This window comes from Nocardia neocaledoniensis (assembly GCF_029868625.1).
In the GTDB taxonomy this organism is placed as follows: domain Bacteria; phylum Actinomycetota; class Actinomycetes; order Mycobacteriales; family Mycobacteriaceae; genus Nocardia; species Nocardia neocaledoniensis_A.
The window spans coordinates 1-13,990 of record NZ_JARWOJ010000379.1 but is presented as its reverse complement, the minus strand read 5'-3'; the positions used below and the strand labels follow the sequence as shown (position 1 = coordinate 13,990).

Here is a 13,990-nt window from a genome sequence, read left to right as displayed (position 1 = left end):
GGCAGCCGAAGCCGTCCAGCCCGTCCCGGCGTAGCTCAGAATCGCGGTCAGTTGGGCCCTGACAGACCGGGGGCGGTGGTGATGCTGCGAACGAGGAGATCGACGATCGCTCGTTTGTCCGCGTCGTCGCGCTTGTGGGTGAGGAGTCCTTCGATGACGAAGGTGCCGATGGCGGACATTCCCGCGCGGTCGGCCTCGGTGACACCCGCAGCGCGGAGGCTGTCGTCGAACAACGCGTCAGCCAGCCGGTGGAAGGCGGAGTGCCAGGCGTCGATGGCGGGCGAAGCCGCAACACGGGCGTGGACAGTATTGACCAGCCCGTGGAGCTGGTCGAGCTGGTCGACCACCCACAGCAGCCGGTCGTTCAACGACATGTCGGCCATTTCGGTATAGGCGGAGAGCGCCTCGGCCAGGAGACGATCCAGTACCGCGATGAGCAACTCGTCCTTGTCCTGGAAGTACCAGTAGATCGTATTGACGGCGACGCCTGCGGTTCGGGCGATCCGCGCGGTGGAGGCCGACTCGAAGCCGTCATCGATGAACAGCTGTCGCGCGGCGGCGATGATCTCCTCGCGCTTCTCCTCGCGGTCCTGGGGGCGTCGATTCCGGGGCACTTCGCCATCCTATCTTGAGCAGCGCTCAAGAAAGCGCTACGGTTTCTTGAGTACCGCTCAAGAAACACGAGAGACGAGGTTGGTTCCCGTGGACACCGACAATGCGGCCGCTGAACTGCGCGCGCTGGATACCGAACAGCTGCTCTCCCTTTTCACGACTCTGGAGGCCCCCACGATCAGCGAGATCGACGGCGAGTACGCCGCCTGGCTACTGGCTCAGCCGAACCTGTTCGCCGAGGTGACCGGGAAAGCGGCCGTGGCCAACCCCCTCGGGCCGTGGCTGTGCAAGGCATTCCGGCCCGTCGACGAGAACAGTGGACGCGGCTACAACACTTTCGGCGAGTTCGGCCGGGTCCGGCAGCGCTACCCCATGCGCACCCTCTTGGCGCCTTCCCGCTACGACGGCGCTCCCGCTTACACACTCATCTATCGCGCCTTCACCTCGCTGTGCGGGTCGATCCACATGGTGGACGAGGTCCGGCGCGCGGCGCCGGGCGTCTACCTGGGCATGGGTACCTGGGGATTCACCGACGCACAGCGCCGGGTTCCCCGCCCGTTCGTACTGACAGGCCCGGTCGGCCCCTATCGCGGCGACATCGGCACAGCCCGGACCGCCTTCACCCCCGGCCCCCGCGAGTTGCCCGGCCCTCCCGCCTGACGCCCGCATCGAACGATCACCACCCTGAGCGAAGGAACCATGACCACATCCCCCCGCACCGCCCTGATCACCGGCGCCTCCGCTGGCATCGGCGCGACATTCGCCCACCACCTGGCCGCGAGAGACCACCAACTGCTGCTGGTCGCCCGCCGTGGCGACCGGCTGCGGGAACTCGCCGCGCAGCTGACCGAACAGCACGGCGTGCGCTGTGAGGTGTTCGCCGCCGACCTCACCGATCACGCCGCACCCGCCGCGATCCTTGACCACGCAGACCAGCAAGGCCTGAACATCGACATCCTCATCAACAACGCGGGACTGTCGGGCAAGACCGCCTTCGCCGACACGCCATGGGAAATCTTGGCCAAGGAAATCCAGCTGATGGTGACCGCTCAGACCGAACTCGCCCATCGGGTCGTCCCCGGCATGAAGGAACGTCGCTGGGGCCGCATCGTCAACCTGTCCTCGGTCGCAGCGTTCGCCCCACCCGCGGCCAGCCTGCTCTACACCGGCATCAAGTCCTACGTCCTCAACACCTCGCAGGCCCTCGACATGGAACTCAAACCCCACGGCATCCATGTCACCGCCCTGTGCCCCGGCTTCACCCACACCGAATTCCACGATGTGATGGGCACTCGCGACAAAGCCGAGCACCTGCCCGGCATTCTCTGGCAGCAGCCCGACGCCGTCGTCGCCGAGGGCTGGGCCGCGGTGATGAAAGGCAAGCCGGTGTGTGTCCCCGGCACGGTCAACAAGATCTCCGCGGCCGCGATGAAACCGCTGCCCGTCCGCCTGGGCTACCTCTTGGGAAAGACCTTCAACCCCTTCAAGAACAGCTGAAACCGGCTCATCGACCAACGCCGATGGCGGCCTTCGTCGTTACCTGATCCGTCGCCGCGGGTGACGTACCGAAGCCGATCATTGGGCCGAGGCCGACGAGCCAACGCGTCGAACGCACAGGTAGAAGCGGTTTCAGTTCAGTCCGGCGTAGCTGTGCAGACCCGAGATCACCATGTTGATGATGAAAAGGTTGAAGAGCATGGCGACGAAGCCGGCGATGTTGATCCAGGCGGCCTTGGTGTCGCGCCAACCCGAGGTGGCTCGGGCGTGGAGGTAGGCGGCGTAGAGGACCCAGGCGATGAAGGAGCAGGTTTCCTTGGGGTCCCAGCCCCAGAAGCGGCCCCAGGCGGCTTCGGCCCAGATGGCGCCGAGGATGACGCCCGCGCCGAAGAGGGGGAAGCCGATGATGGTGGTCTTGTAGGCGAGCTGGTCGAGGGTGCGGGCGTCGGGGAGGCGGCGGGCGATGGTGCCGAGGACGTTGTTCGACTCCTCGCCGGCGGGCTGACGCATGCGATACAGGTACAGCAGGCTGGCGACGCCGGAGACCAGGAAGACGCCGCTGCCGACGCTGACGATGGTGACGTGGATCGGCAGCCAGAACGAGCGCAGCGCGGGCACCACGGGCGCGGCGTCGGCGTAGAGGACCGTGCCGGCCAGGAACATCAGGATCAGCACCGGGACCAGCAGGAACACCCACATGGACCGGTAGCGCTGCTCGCGCAGGAACCACAGGCCGATCACCACGGCGGCCGCGGTGGCCATGGTGGTGAACTCGTACATGTTGCCCAGCGGGAAACGGTTGGTCGCGAAACCGCGCAGCACGATCGAGACGACGTGCAGCACCGCGCCGACCACCAGCACCGAGAACGCCATATTGCCGAGCCGTTCGGCGGTCGGCTTGGCCTGCGGTGTCTCGATGCGGCCGGGCAGCGACGGGTCGACGGGCGCGCCGGCGGGCACGAGCTCGCGCGCCGCGACCTGCTTGGCCCGCGCGGAGGCGTACTGCACGAGCAGCAGCACCAGCGCCAGGGCGTAGATCGCCATGGCCGACATGAAGGCGAAGTCGCTGTAGCGCGCCACCGTTTCGTCGATCGGCATCAGTTCTCCGTTCCCAGCAGGCGCGCCCGCAGCCGGTCGAATTCGCCGCCCCAGCCCGCCTGATCGCTTCTGGCCAGACCGCCCATCTCTACTACGGTCCGTCGTTGATCCACGGTACCCGCCGTGACCTCAGCCGGGTACGCCCGCACCCAGATCCGGCGCCGCTTCACCAGCAGCGACACCAGCAGGCCTGCCATCATCGTCAGCGCGGACACCAGCACCCACTGTTGCGCGGGGTCGTGCGAGACCTGCAAATTCACGAATTCCTTCGCGCCGTCGAAGGTGACCTTCGCGCCGCTGGGCAGCGTCGTCGACTCGCCGGGACGCAGGTTCACGCGGGCTTCCTTGGTGAGGCGGCCCTGCTTGATCATCTCCGAGTCCAGTGCGAACAGCGACTGCGAGCGGCCGGTGTCGAGGCCGGTGTTGCCGCGATAGATGTCGACGGCGACGGCCGGATCGTCCATCCGCGGGAACGACGAGGTGAGCAGACTGCCGTGGAATGTCGCGGTCGGCGCGAACAGGCCCTCGATGGCGATCTGGTTCTGGCGGCGTTCCTCGTCGGTGGCGTACATGCCGCCGGGCGGATCGATCCGCAGGACACCGCTGGACAGGAAGGTCTGGGCGTCGTCGGGACGCCACTGGATGGTCTCGGTGCGGGTCTCACCGTTCGGGAAGGTGACGGTGAACGTCGGCGCGAAGCCGTGCCCCTGCAGGTAGACGCGGTCGCCCTCGACGCGCAGCGGGTGGTTGACCCGCAGCTCGGTGCTACGCCAGGTGTCGGTGGTGAGGTCCGCGCCCGCCTGGTACTCGATATTGGAGGTGAACATCTCGGCCTGGCCGGTGGGCAGGTAGTCGGCCTTGAAGTCCTTGACGCGCACGCACAGCGGCGTCATCCCGGTGCCGTCGTTGACGTTGCCCGCGCGGAACGAGTCGAACACCGCGGGCGAGGTGGTGCAGAAGCCGGGCCCGCCGTCGGCGATCACGATGACATTGCCCTCGTAGCCGAACAGCTTGCCGAGCGCGATCGCGACGAGCAGCCCCACCAGCGACAGATGGAACACCAGGTTGCCGAACTCGCGCAGGTAGCCCTTCTCGGCCGACAGCGTCACCTCGCCGTCGCGCTTGCCCGGCCGCACCTCGGTGCGCCAGCCGCGCAGCTGTCCGCGCGCCCGGTCGACGATTTCCTCCGCGGCGCCGTCGACGGTCTCGCTGGAGTGGTGCGGCAACCGGCCGAGATTGCGCGGTGCCGCCACGGGCGGCGTGCGCAGGGCCTTGTAGTGGTCCCAGCAGCGCGGCAGGATGCAGCCGACCAGCGAGATGAAAAGCAGCACGTAGATGGCGGTGAACCAGAAGCTGCCGAACACGTCGAACAGCTCGAACCGGTCCATCCACGGACCCAGCGTCGGCCGGTCGGCGATGTACTGCTCGACCTTCTGTGTGTTCAGGCTGCGCTGCGGCAGCAGGGCGCCGGGGATCGCCGCCAGGGCCAGCAGGAACAGCAGCACCAGCGCGGTACGCATGCTGGTGAGCCCGCGCCAGGTGTTGCGGATCAGGGCCCAGGCCCGGGCCGGCAGCGGCTGCCGGGCGGGGGGGGGGGGGGGGGGGGGGGGGGTGAGTGTGGGAGTGCTGAGATGGGGTGAGGACCCGCGGGGGCGCTGTCACCGTGTCGCCCGGTTCGGCCACGATCTCGGTGCCGTCGATCCGGAAGCGCACCCGGCCGCTGCGGATCGTCCAGGTCTCGCTGATCTCGGGGTGCCAGTGTGGCCCGGCCTCCCGACCGGCGGGCGGGGTGGGGGTGGTGGGGGGAGTCAGTGTGTCAGTCATCAGATCGGGAGAGTCACCTCGGAGACGAAGCCGTCGCGCACCCAGCTGACGAACTGGTCCCAGGCCCCCGTGACCAGAGCGATGCCGACGACGACGAGCAGAACACCCCCGATTACCTGGATGGTGCGCGAATTGCGCCGCAACCAGCCGACCCCGCGCAACGCACCGGCGGAACCGAACGCCAGCACGACGAAGGGCAGGCCGAGCCCGAGGCAGTACGCCACGATCAGGGCGACGCCCCGCGCCGCGGTGGTGCCGTCGGTTCCCGCCGATACGGCCATCACGCCCGACAGGGTCGGGCCGAGGCACGGCGTCCAGCCGAGCGCGAAGACCCCGCCGAGCAGCGGGGCGCCGACGATGCTGGTGAACCGGCGCGGCTCCATCCTGGTGTCGCGCTGCAGCGCGGGCACCAGGCCGATGAACACCAGACCCATCAGGATCGTCACCACACCGCCGACGCGCTGCAGCAACTCCCGATTGACGTTGAGGGTCTGGATCAGGCCGAACACGGTGGCCGTGGCCAGCACGAACACCACCGTGAACCCGGCGACGAACAGTCCGGCGGCACCGGCGACCCGCAGCTTGGCGCTACGGCGCTGCGCGGTGAGCGTGCCGGCCTGGGCGACGGAGGCGGGCGGCGCCTCGGCACCGACCAGTCCGGCCAGATACGACAGATACCCCGGCACCAACGGCACGACACACGGTGAAGCGAACGACACCAGGCCCGCGAGCAGGCAGGCACCCAGCGCCAACAGCAACGGACCCGATGCCGCGGTCTGCTGGAACGAGTCCCCGACTGCGGCGAGCGTTGTCACTCGGTGGCGCTCGTTTCTTCGTCACGCTGCTCGTCGCGGGGCAACGACAGGGTGCGCTCGGTCTCGGCCGGTTCGGCCGGGCCGAAATCGAACAGGCCGGCACCGGCGACGCTGCGCGGGACGGTCGCGATGCCCGCCCAACGATCGTCGACGGTCCAGCCGGCGCCCATGCGGCGGGCGCCCTGGCGGGGGCGACACGCGGTCAGATTTCCGGGACGACGACGGCTCACTGCTTCTCCTCGGCGGCGATGCGCTCGACCACGGGCTGCAGATCCTCTGCCAGTAGCGAGCGAAGGAAGACCGCGGCGACCCGGTGCTGACGATCCAGGATCAACGTGGTCGGAATGACACTGGTGGGAAAGTTTCCGCCGAGCGCGAGCAGAGTTCGCATCGACGGGTCGTAGATGGACGGGTACTCGACCTTGTTGTCCACTACGAAGTCCTGAGCCTTGTCGCGCTGGTGGTCGCGGACATTGATGCCCAGGAACGCGACGCCCTTGTCTTTGGTCGCCGCGTAGACCTTTTCGAGCGCGGGCGCCTCGGCGCGGCACGGGCCGCACCACTGCCCCCACAGATTGACGACCACGATCTGGTCCGGGAAATCCGCGACCGAGACGGTCTTTCCCTCGTTCATCAGATCGGGTCCGGACAGCTTGCCGATCGTGCCGCGCTGGGCGGGCGGATCGTAGAAGATGTCGGTTTTGCCACCGGGCGAGACGAACTCGAACGTCCCGCCGCCGGTGGCCACCGCGTCGGTGCCGGTCGAACAGCCCGCGGCCGCGACGATCACGAACAGGGCGGAGACGACGGCGGTCACCGCCCGCAGCCGGTGACTGCGGACGGATACCGATGCGGTGGAGCGTGTCATGCGCCGTGGACCGTGGGGTCGGAGGCGCCGGCCGGCTCGGAGTACACGATGTCGACCAGCGTATCCCCGTGGTAGACCAGCGAGGTCAGCGAGGCCAGCGAGCACTGGCGGTTGCGCGGGTCGTGCCAGAGCCGCTGGCCCTGCAGGAACCGGCGCAGCGTCCACACGGGCAGCTGATGCGAGACCAGCACCACCTCGTGCCCCGCTCCTTCGACGCGAGCCTTGTTGACCGCGGCCAGCATGCGGTGGGCGATCTGCAGGTACGGCTCGCCCCAGGACGGGGTGAACGGGTCGCGCAGTTTCCACCAGTGCCGCGGCTTGCGCAGCGCGCCGTCGCCGACCGAGACGCGCAGGCCCTCGAAGGTGTTGCCCGCCTCGATCAGGTTCTCGTCGGTACGCACGATGACATCGTGGGCAGCGGCGATCGGGGCCGCGGTCTCCTGGGCGCGCTGCAGCGGGGAGGCGATCACCAGGGAGACGTCGTGGTCGGCCAGCGAGCGGGCGACGGCCGCGGCCTGCGAACGCCCGGCCACCGACAGACTGAACCCGGGCAGGCGGCCGTAGAGGATGCCGTTCGGGTTGTGCACCTCTCCGTGCCGCAGCACGTGCACGATGGTTTCCACGGTCGCTGGGTCGTCGTTGAGGGCGGGCGGTGCGGCGGCGGGCGCCGGATGCGGCGCCTCGTCGACGGCGAGTTCTGCGTCGGGCTGGTCGGAGCTCACGCTTTGGATCCTTCGGGGGTTGCGGCCGCGGCCGCGAGGGCGGCGGCGGGCAGAGCGGCGGCGATACGGTCGAACGCGTCCTCGTCGAGCGCCGCGGAGACGAACCAGGCCTCGAACGCGCTCGGCGGCGCGTACACGCCCGCGTCGAGCAAGGCATGGAAGAAGGCTGGGTAGCGCCAGGTCTGGCTCGCCTTGGCGGCGGCATAGTCGGTCACCGGGCGGTCGGCGAAGAACACGCTCACCATATTGCCTGCGAACTGGACCTGGTGCTCGACACCCGCTTCTGTCAGGGCTTTCGTGAACAGCGCGCCGAGCCGATCGGCGTTGCGGTCCAGCGCCGCGTACACCTCGGCGTCGGCGGCGCGCAGGGTCGCCAGCCCGGCCGCGACCGCGACGGGGTTACCGGAGAGCGTGCCTGCCTGATAGACCGGGCCGAGCGGGGCGAGGTTGTTCATGATCTCGGCGCGACCGCCGAACGCGGCGGCAGGCAGGCCACCGCTCATCACCTTGCCGAAGGTGTAGAGGTCACCGGCGACGCCCTCGCGGCCGTACCAACCGGCCGCGCTCACGCGGAATCCGGTCATCACCTCGTCCATGATCAGCAGCGCGCCGTTGTCGTGCGCGAGCGTGCGCAGGCCCTCGTTGAACCCGGGCAGCGGCGCGACCGCGCCCATATTGCCCGCGGCGGCCTCGGTGATGACGCACGCGATCTGGCCGGGATGCGCCTCGAACGCGGCGGCCACGGCGGCCAGGTCGTTGTAGGGCAGCACGATGGTGTCGGCCGCCTGCGCGCCGGTGACGCCGGGCGAGGTCGGCAGGCCGAGGGTCGCGACGCCGGAGCCCGCGTCGGCCAGCAGCGCGTCGACGTGGCCGTGGTAGCAGCCGGAGAACTTGATGATCTTGGCGCGGCCGGTGAACCCGCGGGCCAGCCGCACGGCGCTCATGGTGGCCTCGGTGCCGGAGTTGACCAGGCGCACGCGCTCGACCGGCTCGACCCTGGCGGCGATCGCCTCGGCCAGCTCGATCTCTGCTTCGGTCGGCGCGCCGAAGGACAGTCCGCCGGTGGCGGCCCGCTGCACCGCCTCGACGACGGCGGGGTGCGCGTGGCCGAGGATCATCGGGCCCCACGAACAGACCAGGTCCACGTACTCGTGGCCATCGGCGTCGACGAGGGTGTAGCCCTTGGCCGAGGCCATGAACCGCGGCGTGCCGCCGACCGAGTTGAACGCGCGGACCGGGGAATTGACACCACCTGGGATCACCGAAGCGGCCCGCTCGAAGAGCTGGGCGGAAACCGGCACCGATGACCTGGTCGCGCGCGCGGAAGAACTCACGGATTCCAGTCTCTCAGCTCGCCTCGGCGCGCCGGACGACAGGGTGGGGCACAGTGACCCAGACCGCAGCGACCCACCGGCGACACGCCCGACACGCCGCCGTCTCGGGCCGATGATGTCGATCCGGGTGCGCTGGCCTGCGGCTACGCTGCGGGCTGCTCGCGCACGTCATCAGCAATCAGCGGAAGGGTATTTCATGCGTTTCGGCGTCACCAGCACTGCCCTCGGCACCGGGTTCGTCGCCGCCGGAGTGATCCTCGGCGCGGGTTCGGCCGCCGCGTTCGCTCCCCAGGCACAGCCGGATCGGATCGGCGCCCAACTCGACCATGAGGAGACCGTCGCGCTCGGCGCCGGGCCGATCCCGGCGCTCACCGCGATGTTCGTGCCGGCCAACCGGATCGGCGCCGGGCTGCACAGCGACACGAATCTGCACCGCGACGCCGACGGCGGCATCCGCGCCACCCTGCGCCAGGTGGTCGCGGAGGCGGCGAGTCATCCCGACGGCACCGTCACCGTCTACCTGAACGCGCCGGGCACGCGCGGTGGCCGCGTCGTCGACGTCTACCAGCAGTGGGCCGGTTAGGTGTACATGCAGGGGACTTCGGCGGAGATCGTGTGCAGCTGGCACATGATGCCGTTGTAGATGCCGCTCGAGCCGGTCTCCGGGGCGAAGCCACCGGCGGCCGGATCGGCCATGGGAGTCAGGGGCAGGCCGGTCGCGGCCTGGGCGGGGCCCGCGGCGAGGGCGATCGCCGCGACGGCGGTGAACAGTCCAGCGGTGAGTCTGGTCATACGGGTTTTCCTTCGTGAGATGTCGGTCCGGAATGTCCCGAATCCCAACGTGCACATCGAGATTCGACTTCCCTCAGTGCATCGCTCGAATGGCGTCCGGCGCTACAGATCTGGCCGCGATCCGGGCGATCGCGTCGATCGCCAGCACCCCCGCGACGATCACCAGCGCCGTCGCCAGCACCAGCATGGGTGGCGCGTATCGCACGGCCTCGAACGCGGGGTGGTCGTCGGCGGTCACGAACTCGGTGGTGCGGCGCGCGTTGCTCCAGCTGTAGACCGCTCCGACCAGGCAGAGCGCGGCCAGGCCGAGTTCGATCAGCGCCGCGACGATCCAGCGTCTCATTCCCGCGATCCTGCCAGGGCACCGGTCAAAGCGGCGCGCAGACCCGCGTGGTCGATCGCCCAGGCCCGCACGACGCGGCCGTCGGCCAGGCGGAGCCCGATGCCGCGGCGACGGCGCGGCACCCCGGTGAGCGCGCCGAGGGGCCTGGCCTCGGCGGCGTCGTCGTCATCGGGCGCCAGCACCTCGGCGATGTCGGCGAGCGGGAGTGTCTCGACGCCTTGACGCAGGGTCGATTCGGTCAGCTCGACCCGCCCGTGGGTGCGTCCGGCGATCACCTGCAGGACCGTGAAACCACCGATGGCCACGGCACAGAAGCCGAGCGCGAAACCGTGCAGGGTGCTCCCGAAGAGCCATTCCATCAGCAGCATGCCCGCGCAGAGCAGGGGTCCGTAGGCGACCGCACGCCAGCGCGCGCCGGGCTCGGAGAACAACACCATGTATGCGATACCGCGGCGCCTCGGCGCCCGCGGATCAGCCGACCAGGCTCGGCAGCAGGACGATCGCGATGGTGACGAGCGCGAGCAGGACCATCAAACCGATGACCAGCAGATCGCGCCGCAGGCTGTGTGGCTGCTCGATCACCACGCGCATCATTGCCTCCGCTCCACCGGTTCCCTACCGGTTACATCACAGCGAGTACCCCGAAATCACTGTGACCATGCTCACCATACACTCTGGCCGGTCGAGCGCGAAAAACGGCGGCGTTCAACCCTGCGTTCACCGACGGTTCAGCTGGAAGTATTTCGTCGATTCCGGGCGGTAACTCAGATACGCGGCGCCGACCGCGAGCACACCCTGCACGATCGAGGTGCCGCCGGCGATCATCGTGGCGACGCTCGACTCGCCGGAGAAGGCGAACATCGTCGCGATCGCGCCCATCCCCAGCCAGACGGCGACGACCATGAGCACCGTGCGGGCCCACTGCTTACCGCGGCCGAGCTGCTGGGCGATCAACACCGTCACCCCGGCGAGCGCTACGGCGAGAATCGCGGTGAACACCAAAGCCACCAACACGATCGCATCGACGGTCGAGGCGGTGATGGCAGGATCCGTCTTGCGCATCTCATCGAGGAACTGTTTGCTCAGCTCGGCGCGCTGACCGGTCATGGAGACGAGGGTGGCGATGGCGTACACGACACCGAGCCCGGCCACCGCCCACCACAGCTGGCGCGCGGTACCGACGTCTTCGGGCATGGGCGGGGTCTCGGGTTTGTGCGGCGGAACGATCACGACAGCCAGTGTGCCGCCTCGGTCGCCCAGTAGGTGAGCACGATGTCCGCGCCCGCCCGCCGGATGCCGATCAGCGACTCCAGGATCGCGCCCCTGCGGTCGATCCAGCCGCGCTCGGCGGCGGCGGTGATCATCGCGTACTCGCCGGAGATCTGGTACGCGGCGACCGGGACCGTGGACCGGTCGGCGACATCGCGCAGGATGTCGAGGTAGGACATCGCGGGCTTCACCATCACGATGTCGGCGCCCTCGGCCAGGTCCAGGTCGAGTTCGCGCAGCGATTCGCGACGGTTGGCCGGATCCTGCTGGTACGTGCGGCGATCGCCTTCGAGCGACGAGCCGACGGCCTCTCGGAACGGGCCGTAGAAGGCGGAGGCGTACTTGGCGGCGTAGGCGAGGATGGCGGTGTCGGTGCGCCCGACCGCGTCCAGGCCCCGCCGGATCGCGCCGACCTGGCCGTCCATCATGCCGCTGGTGCCCAGCAGATCGGCGCCTGCCTCGGCCTGGGCCAGCGCCATCTCGACATAGCGGTGCAGGGTGGCGTCGTTGTCGACCGCGCCGTCGGTACCGAGCACGCCGCAGTGGCCGTGATCGGTGAACTCGTCGAGGCAGGTGTCGGCCATCACGACCGTCGCGTCACCGACCTCCTGGGCCAGCGCGCGCAGGCCGCGGTTGAGGATGCCGTTCGGATCGCTGGCCTGACTGCCGGTGGCGTCCTTGTCCTCGGGCAGCGGCACACCGAACAGCATCAGGCCGCCGACACCGGCGGTCACGGCCTCCACCGCCGCCTTGCGCAGCGAGTCCAGCGAGTGCTGATACACCCCGGGCATCGAGCTGATCTCGCGTGGTTCGTCGATGCCGTCGGCGACGAACATCGGCAGTACCAGCTGGCGCGGTTCCAGGGTCGTTTCGGCGACGAGCCGACGTAACGCGGGGGTCCTGCGCAACCGCCGCGGGCGGTCGAAAGCGGTCATAGCCCGCAGAATACGCCTGCGCGCGAAGCCCCGCCGCAGCGCCTAGACGCCCTCGCCGCGGCGGGCCACCTCACCCAAGATCGACTCGAACGTGGCAAACACCGGGAGCGGGCCGGACGAGCCCCACGTCTGGTTGGTGAGCAGGACGCCGGTCACCTCGCCGTCGTTGGACCACGTGGATCCGAGCCCACCCGACCAGCCGTAGGAGCCGGCGCGCGGACCGTCCGGCAGGTCGCTGAGCAGCACCCCGACCCCGTGGCCCCAGCCCGCGCTGCCGTCGCCGTTCGGCCCGCCCGCTGCGCGCTGCTCCGCGGTGAGGTGATCCGTCGACAAGGTGGCGACGGCGCGCTCGCTGAGGACCCGGACGCCGTCGAGTTCACCGCCCGCGCGCAACATGCGGGCGAACCGGTGGTAGTCGGCGAGCGTCGAGACGAGTCCGTCGCCGCCACCCTCGAACTCCGGCGGGGTGCTCCACTGGCCGTCGACCGTGTCGAAGAGGACGCGCGTGCCCTCCTTGTCGGAGTAGTGCGGCCCGAAGCGGGTCAGCTTGTCCGCGGGGACGGAGAAGCCGGTGTCGACCATGCCGAGGGGGCCGAAGACGCGCTCGGCCAGGAATTCCGAGAGCGGCCGCCCGGCGGCCCTGCCTACCAGGAAACCGAGGATCGGGGCGCCCACGTGATAGAGCCACCGCTCCCCCGGCTGGTATTGCAGCGGCAGGCTGCCGAGCCGGGCCAGCCAGGTATCGGGACCGGGCAGCTCCGCCGGCGTCGGCGGGCCCCAGCCGAGGCCGAGCTCGCTCCACGCGGTATCGAGTGGCTTCGGCGAGAAGTCGGTGAAGTCCATGCCCCAGCCGAGCCGGAAGGTGAGCAGGTCGTCGACCGTGATCGGGCGCCGCGCGGGGACGGTGTCGGTGATCTCGGCGGCCGGGTGCGCGAGCACGCGGCGGTCGGCGAGTTCGGGCAACAGGCGGTCGACGGGCTCGGCGGGGTCGAGGACGCCGTCGTCGATGAGGATCGATGCCGCGACCGCGGTGAGCGGTTTGGTCATCGAGGAGATGCGGAAGATCGTGTCGGTACGCACCGGTGCGGTACGCGCGTCGTCGACATGGCCGATCGCGCCCGTCGCCACCTCGTCGCCGTTCGCGACGAGCCAGGCCAGGCCGAGCAGTTCGTCGGCCTCGACGTGGGCGCCGAGGCGCTCGCCGATCGCGTTCGCCGTCATCGCGTCTCCTCCCGTGACATCGATGCCAACTAGATCACAACGGTCCGACAGGTGCCCGGCGACGGGCCGTGCGCACCCTGTGGATAACATCGAATCCCACTGGAGCTCAATGGCTTCCGCGAGAGATCGCCGAAACTTGTCGGACCCCCTCGCTACAATCGAAAGCGTGTTCGAGGGTGCCCGTCGGGGGCGGGACCCATTCGCGACGGGAGGACGCCATGCACGCCATTGCCACCGCACCGAAGTCCACGTTCATCACCGGACCGTATGTGCCGCTGGAGAAGAAGCGGCTGCCCGCGGGCAGGCCGCGCCGCTGGTACGTCGCGCACAATCGCAGGCTCAAGGCCATGCGGTTGACCATCGCGCTGCTGGATTCCGGTGTGTACCTGCCGAATCAGGCCACCAACGAGACCATCCGGCGCACCGCCGAGCAGATCGACCTGCGGCCACCGTCCGATGCCACCTGCCGGCTGGTCCGCACCCTGCTGCGCTACAGCCGATGATTCCGGAACGCCGAAGGGCCCCCCCAGTGGGGGGGGCATAGGGGGTACAATTGTGCCAAACCGCATCAGCATCGGCGGGTCATATTTACCGGCCGCCGCCCCACGCCCAACGCCCCCCCGCCCCCAGCCGGCTCCGGCACCCCCCCCCCCCCCCCCG

General features: G+C 69.4%; 19 protein-coding genes and 1 pseudogene. 4 read left to right on the top strand and 16 right to left on the bottom strand.

Features of this window, described 5'->3' with window-relative positions; translation table 11 throughout:
* Positions 1 to 47 precede the first annotated feature (47 nt).
* On the bottom strand, positions 48 to 614 hold the full coding sequence (locus QH270_RS29950) for a TetR/AcrR family transcriptional regulator (protein ID WP_280347621.1): 567 nt from the start codon (positions 612 to 614) through the stop codon (positions 48 to 50).
* An 88-nt stretch (positions 615 to 702) separates the two neighbouring features.
* On the opposite strand from QH270_RS29950, the gene QH270_RS29945 reads away from it, so the two are divergent.
* Together QH270_RS29945 and QH270_RS29940 are read left to right on the top strand one after the other, a co-directional pair.
* Positions 703 to 1,272 (top strand): hypothetical protein, encoded by a 570-nt coding sequence (locus tag QH270_RS29945; RefSeq protein WP_280347619.1) that lies wholly within the window; start codon positions 703 to 705, stop codon positions 1,270 to 1,272.
* 39 nt (positions 1,273 to 1,311) lie between these two features.
* On the top strand, positions 1,312 to 2,109 hold the full coding sequence (locus tag QH270_RS29940) for an SDR family NAD(P)-dependent oxidoreductase (RefSeq protein WP_280347617.1): 798 nt from the start codon (positions 1,312 to 1,314) through the stop codon (positions 2,107 to 2,109).
* 132 nt (positions 2,110 to 2,241) lie between these two features.
* Here QH270_RS29940 and ccsB read toward each other — a convergent pair whose 3' ends face one another.
* From ccsB to hemL, 8 genes and pseudogenes are all read right to left on the bottom strand, one after another.
* A complete protein-coding gene (gene ccsB, locus QH270_RS29935; RefSeq protein WP_280347615.1) occupies positions 2,242 to 3,207 on the bottom strand; it encodes a c-type cytochrome biogenesis protein CcsB in 966 nt (321 codons plus the stop codon).
* The gene (gene resB, locus QH270_RS29930; protein WP_280347613.1) at positions 3,207 to 4,727 is read right to left on the bottom strand and encodes a cytochrome c biogenesis protein ResB; all 1,521 of its coding nucleotides are present in this window, start codon (positions 4,725 to 4,727) and stop codon (positions 3,207 to 3,209) included. Before resB ends, ccsB begins: the two co-directional genes overlap by 1 nt.
* A 133-nt stretch (positions 4,728 to 4,860) precedes the next feature.
* Positions 4,861 to 5,031 (bottom strand): annotated as a pseudogene (locus QH270_RS29925) (cupin domain-containing protein); the annotation flags it as partial.
* Entirely contained in the window at positions 5,031 to 5,846 is an 816-nt protein-coding gene (locus QH270_RS29920) for a cytochrome c biogenesis CcdA family protein (protein WP_280347611.1), read from the bottom strand. The gene QH270_RS29920 and the pseudogene QH270_RS29925, both read right to left, overlap by 1 nt.
* Positions 5,843 to 6,076 carry a hypothetical protein gene (locus QH270_RS29915; protein WP_280347609.1) on the bottom strand — a complete coding sequence of 78 codons (234 nt, stop codon included), beginning with the start codon at positions 6,074 to 6,076 and terminating at the stop codon, positions 5,843 to 5,845. Before QH270_RS29915 ends, QH270_RS29920 begins: the two co-directional genes overlap by 4 nt.
* Positions 6,073 to 6,714, bottom strand: a complete 642-nt coding sequence (locus tag QH270_RS29910) for a TlpA disulfide reductase family protein (protein WP_280347607.1) — start codon at positions 6,712 to 6,714, stop codon at positions 6,073 to 6,075. Before QH270_RS29910 ends, QH270_RS29915 begins: the two co-directional genes overlap by 4 nt.
* On the bottom strand, positions 6,711 to 7,436 hold the full coding sequence (locus QH270_RS29905; protein ID WP_432420452.1) for a histidine phosphatase family protein: 726 nt from the start codon (positions 7,434 to 7,436) through the stop codon (positions 6,711 to 6,713). Before QH270_RS29905 ends, QH270_RS29910 begins: the two co-directional genes overlap by 4 nt.
* Positions 7,433 to 8,770 carry a glutamate-1-semialdehyde 2,1-aminomutase gene (gene hemL, locus QH270_RS29900; protein WP_280347605.1) on the bottom strand — a complete coding sequence of 446 codons (1,338 nt, stop codon included), beginning with the start codon at positions 8,768 to 8,770 and terminating at the stop codon, positions 7,433 to 7,435. The genes QH270_RS29905 and hemL overlap by 4 nt, the downstream gene beginning before the upstream one ends.
* 196 nt (positions 8,771 to 8,966) lie before the next feature.
* Between hemL and QH270_RS29895 the strand changes: the two genes are divergently transcribed.
* Entirely contained in the window at positions 8,967 to 9,353 is a 387-nt protein-coding gene (locus tag QH270_RS29895; protein ID WP_280347603.1) for a hypothetical protein, read from the top strand.
* Here QH270_RS29895 and QH270_RS29890 read toward each other — a convergent pair.
* The 7 genes from QH270_RS29890 to QH270_RS29860 form a co-directional block, all read right to left on the bottom strand.
* Entirely contained in the window at positions 9,350 to 9,562 is a 213-nt protein-coding gene (locus QH270_RS29890; RefSeq protein ID WP_280347601.1) for a hypothetical protein, read from the bottom strand. The two genes, QH270_RS29895 and QH270_RS29890, sit on opposite strands and share 4 nt — an antisense overlap.
* Positions 9,563 to 9,635: 73 nt before the next feature.
* Positions 9,636 to 9,905, bottom strand: coding sequence for a hypothetical protein (locus QH270_RS29885; RefSeq protein ID WP_280347599.1), 270 nt, complete (start codon positions 9,903 to 9,905; stop codon positions 9,636 to 9,638).
* Positions 9,902 to 10,342: a hypothetical protein gene (locus QH270_RS29880; protein WP_280347597.1), complete on the bottom strand. Its 441-nt coding sequence runs from the start codon at positions 10,340 to 10,342 to the stop codon at positions 9,902 to 9,904. Before QH270_RS29880 ends, QH270_RS29885 begins: the two co-directional genes overlap by 4 nt.
* Positions 10,343 to 10,376: 34 nt before the next feature.
* The gene (locus QH270_RS29875; RefSeq protein WP_280347596.1) at positions 10,377 to 10,499 is read right to left on the bottom strand and encodes a hypothetical protein; all 123 of its coding nucleotides are present in this window, start codon (positions 10,497 to 10,499) and stop codon (positions 10,377 to 10,379) included.
* A 123-nt stretch (positions 10,500 to 10,622) separates the two neighbouring features.
* Positions 10,623 to 11,135: a hypothetical protein gene (locus QH270_RS29870; protein WP_280347594.1), complete on the bottom strand. Its 513-nt coding sequence runs from the start codon at positions 11,133 to 11,135 to the stop codon at positions 10,623 to 10,625.
* A complete protein-coding gene (gene hemB, locus QH270_RS29865; RefSeq protein ID WP_280347592.1) occupies positions 11,132 to 12,109 on the bottom strand; it encodes a porphobilinogen synthase in 978 nt (325 codons plus the stop codon). Before hemB ends, QH270_RS29870 begins: the two co-directional genes overlap by 4 nt.
* Positions 12,110 to 12,151: 42 nt before the next feature.
* Positions 12,152 to 13,330, bottom strand: a complete 1,179-nt coding sequence (locus QH270_RS29860) for a serine hydrolase domain-containing protein (protein WP_280347590.1) — start codon at positions 13,328 to 13,330, stop codon at positions 12,152 to 12,154.
* Positions 13,331 to 13,548: 218 nt separating this feature from the next.
* On the opposite strand from QH270_RS29860, the gene QH270_RS29855 reads away from it, so the two are divergent.
* Positions 13,549 to 13,833 (top strand): hypothetical protein, encoded by a 285-nt coding sequence (locus QH270_RS29855; protein WP_280347588.1) that lies wholly within the window; start codon positions 13,549 to 13,551, stop codon positions 13,831 to 13,833.
* Positions 13,834 to 13,990 lie beyond the last annotated feature (157 nt).

What these genes read in the sequence shown, in the direction of transcription:
- QH270_RS29940 (WP_280347617.1), top strand. Translation starts at nt 1,312, where the DNA reads ATGACCACATCCCCCCGCACCGCCCTGATCACCGGCGCCTCCGCTGGC.
- ccsB (WP_280347615.1), bottom strand. Translation starts at nt 3,207, where the DNA reads ATGCCGATCGACGAAACGGTGGCGCGCTACAGCGACTTCGCCTTCATG.
- resB (WP_280347613.1), bottom strand. Translation starts at nt 4,727, where the DNA reads ATGCGTACCGCGCTGGTGCTGCTGTTCCTGCTGGCCCTGGCGGCGATC.
- QH270_RS29910 (WP_280347607.1), bottom strand. Translation starts at nt 6,714, where the DNA reads ATGACACGCTCCACCGCATCGGTATCCGTCCGCAGTCACCGGCTGCGG.
- QH270_RS29895 (WP_280347603.1), top strand. Translation starts at nt 8,967, where the DNA reads ATGCGTTTCGGCGTCACCAGCACTGCCCTCGGCACCGGGTTCGTCGCC.
- QH270_RS29890 (WP_280347601.1), bottom strand. Translation starts at nt 9,562, where the DNA reads ATGACCAGACTCACCGCTGGACTGTTCACCGCCGTCGCGGCGATCGCC.
- QH270_RS29885 (WP_280347599.1), bottom strand. Translation starts at nt 9,905, where the DNA reads ATGAGACGCTGGATCGTCGCGGCGCTGATCGAACTCGGCCTGGCCGCG.
- QH270_RS29880 (WP_280347597.1), bottom strand. Translation starts at nt 10,342, where the DNA reads ATGGTGTTGTTCTCCGAGCCCGGCGCGCGCTGGCGTGCGGTCGCCTAC.
- QH270_RS29875 (WP_280347596.1), bottom strand. Translation starts at nt 10,499, where the DNA reads ATGATGCGCGTGGTGATCGAGCAGCCACACAGCCTGCGGCGCGATCTG.
- hemB (WP_280347592.1), bottom strand. Translation starts at nt 12,109, where the DNA reads ATGACCGCTTTCGACCGCCCGCGGCGGTTGCGCAGGACCCCCGCGTTA.
- QH270_RS29860 (WP_280347590.1), bottom strand. Translation starts at nt 13,330, where the DNA reads ATGACGGCGAACGCGATCGGCGAGCGCCTCGGCGCCCACGTCGAGGCC.
- QH270_RS29855 (WP_280347588.1), top strand. Translation starts at nt 13,549, where the DNA reads ATGCACGCCATTGCCACCGCACCGAAGTCCACGTTCATCACCGGACCG.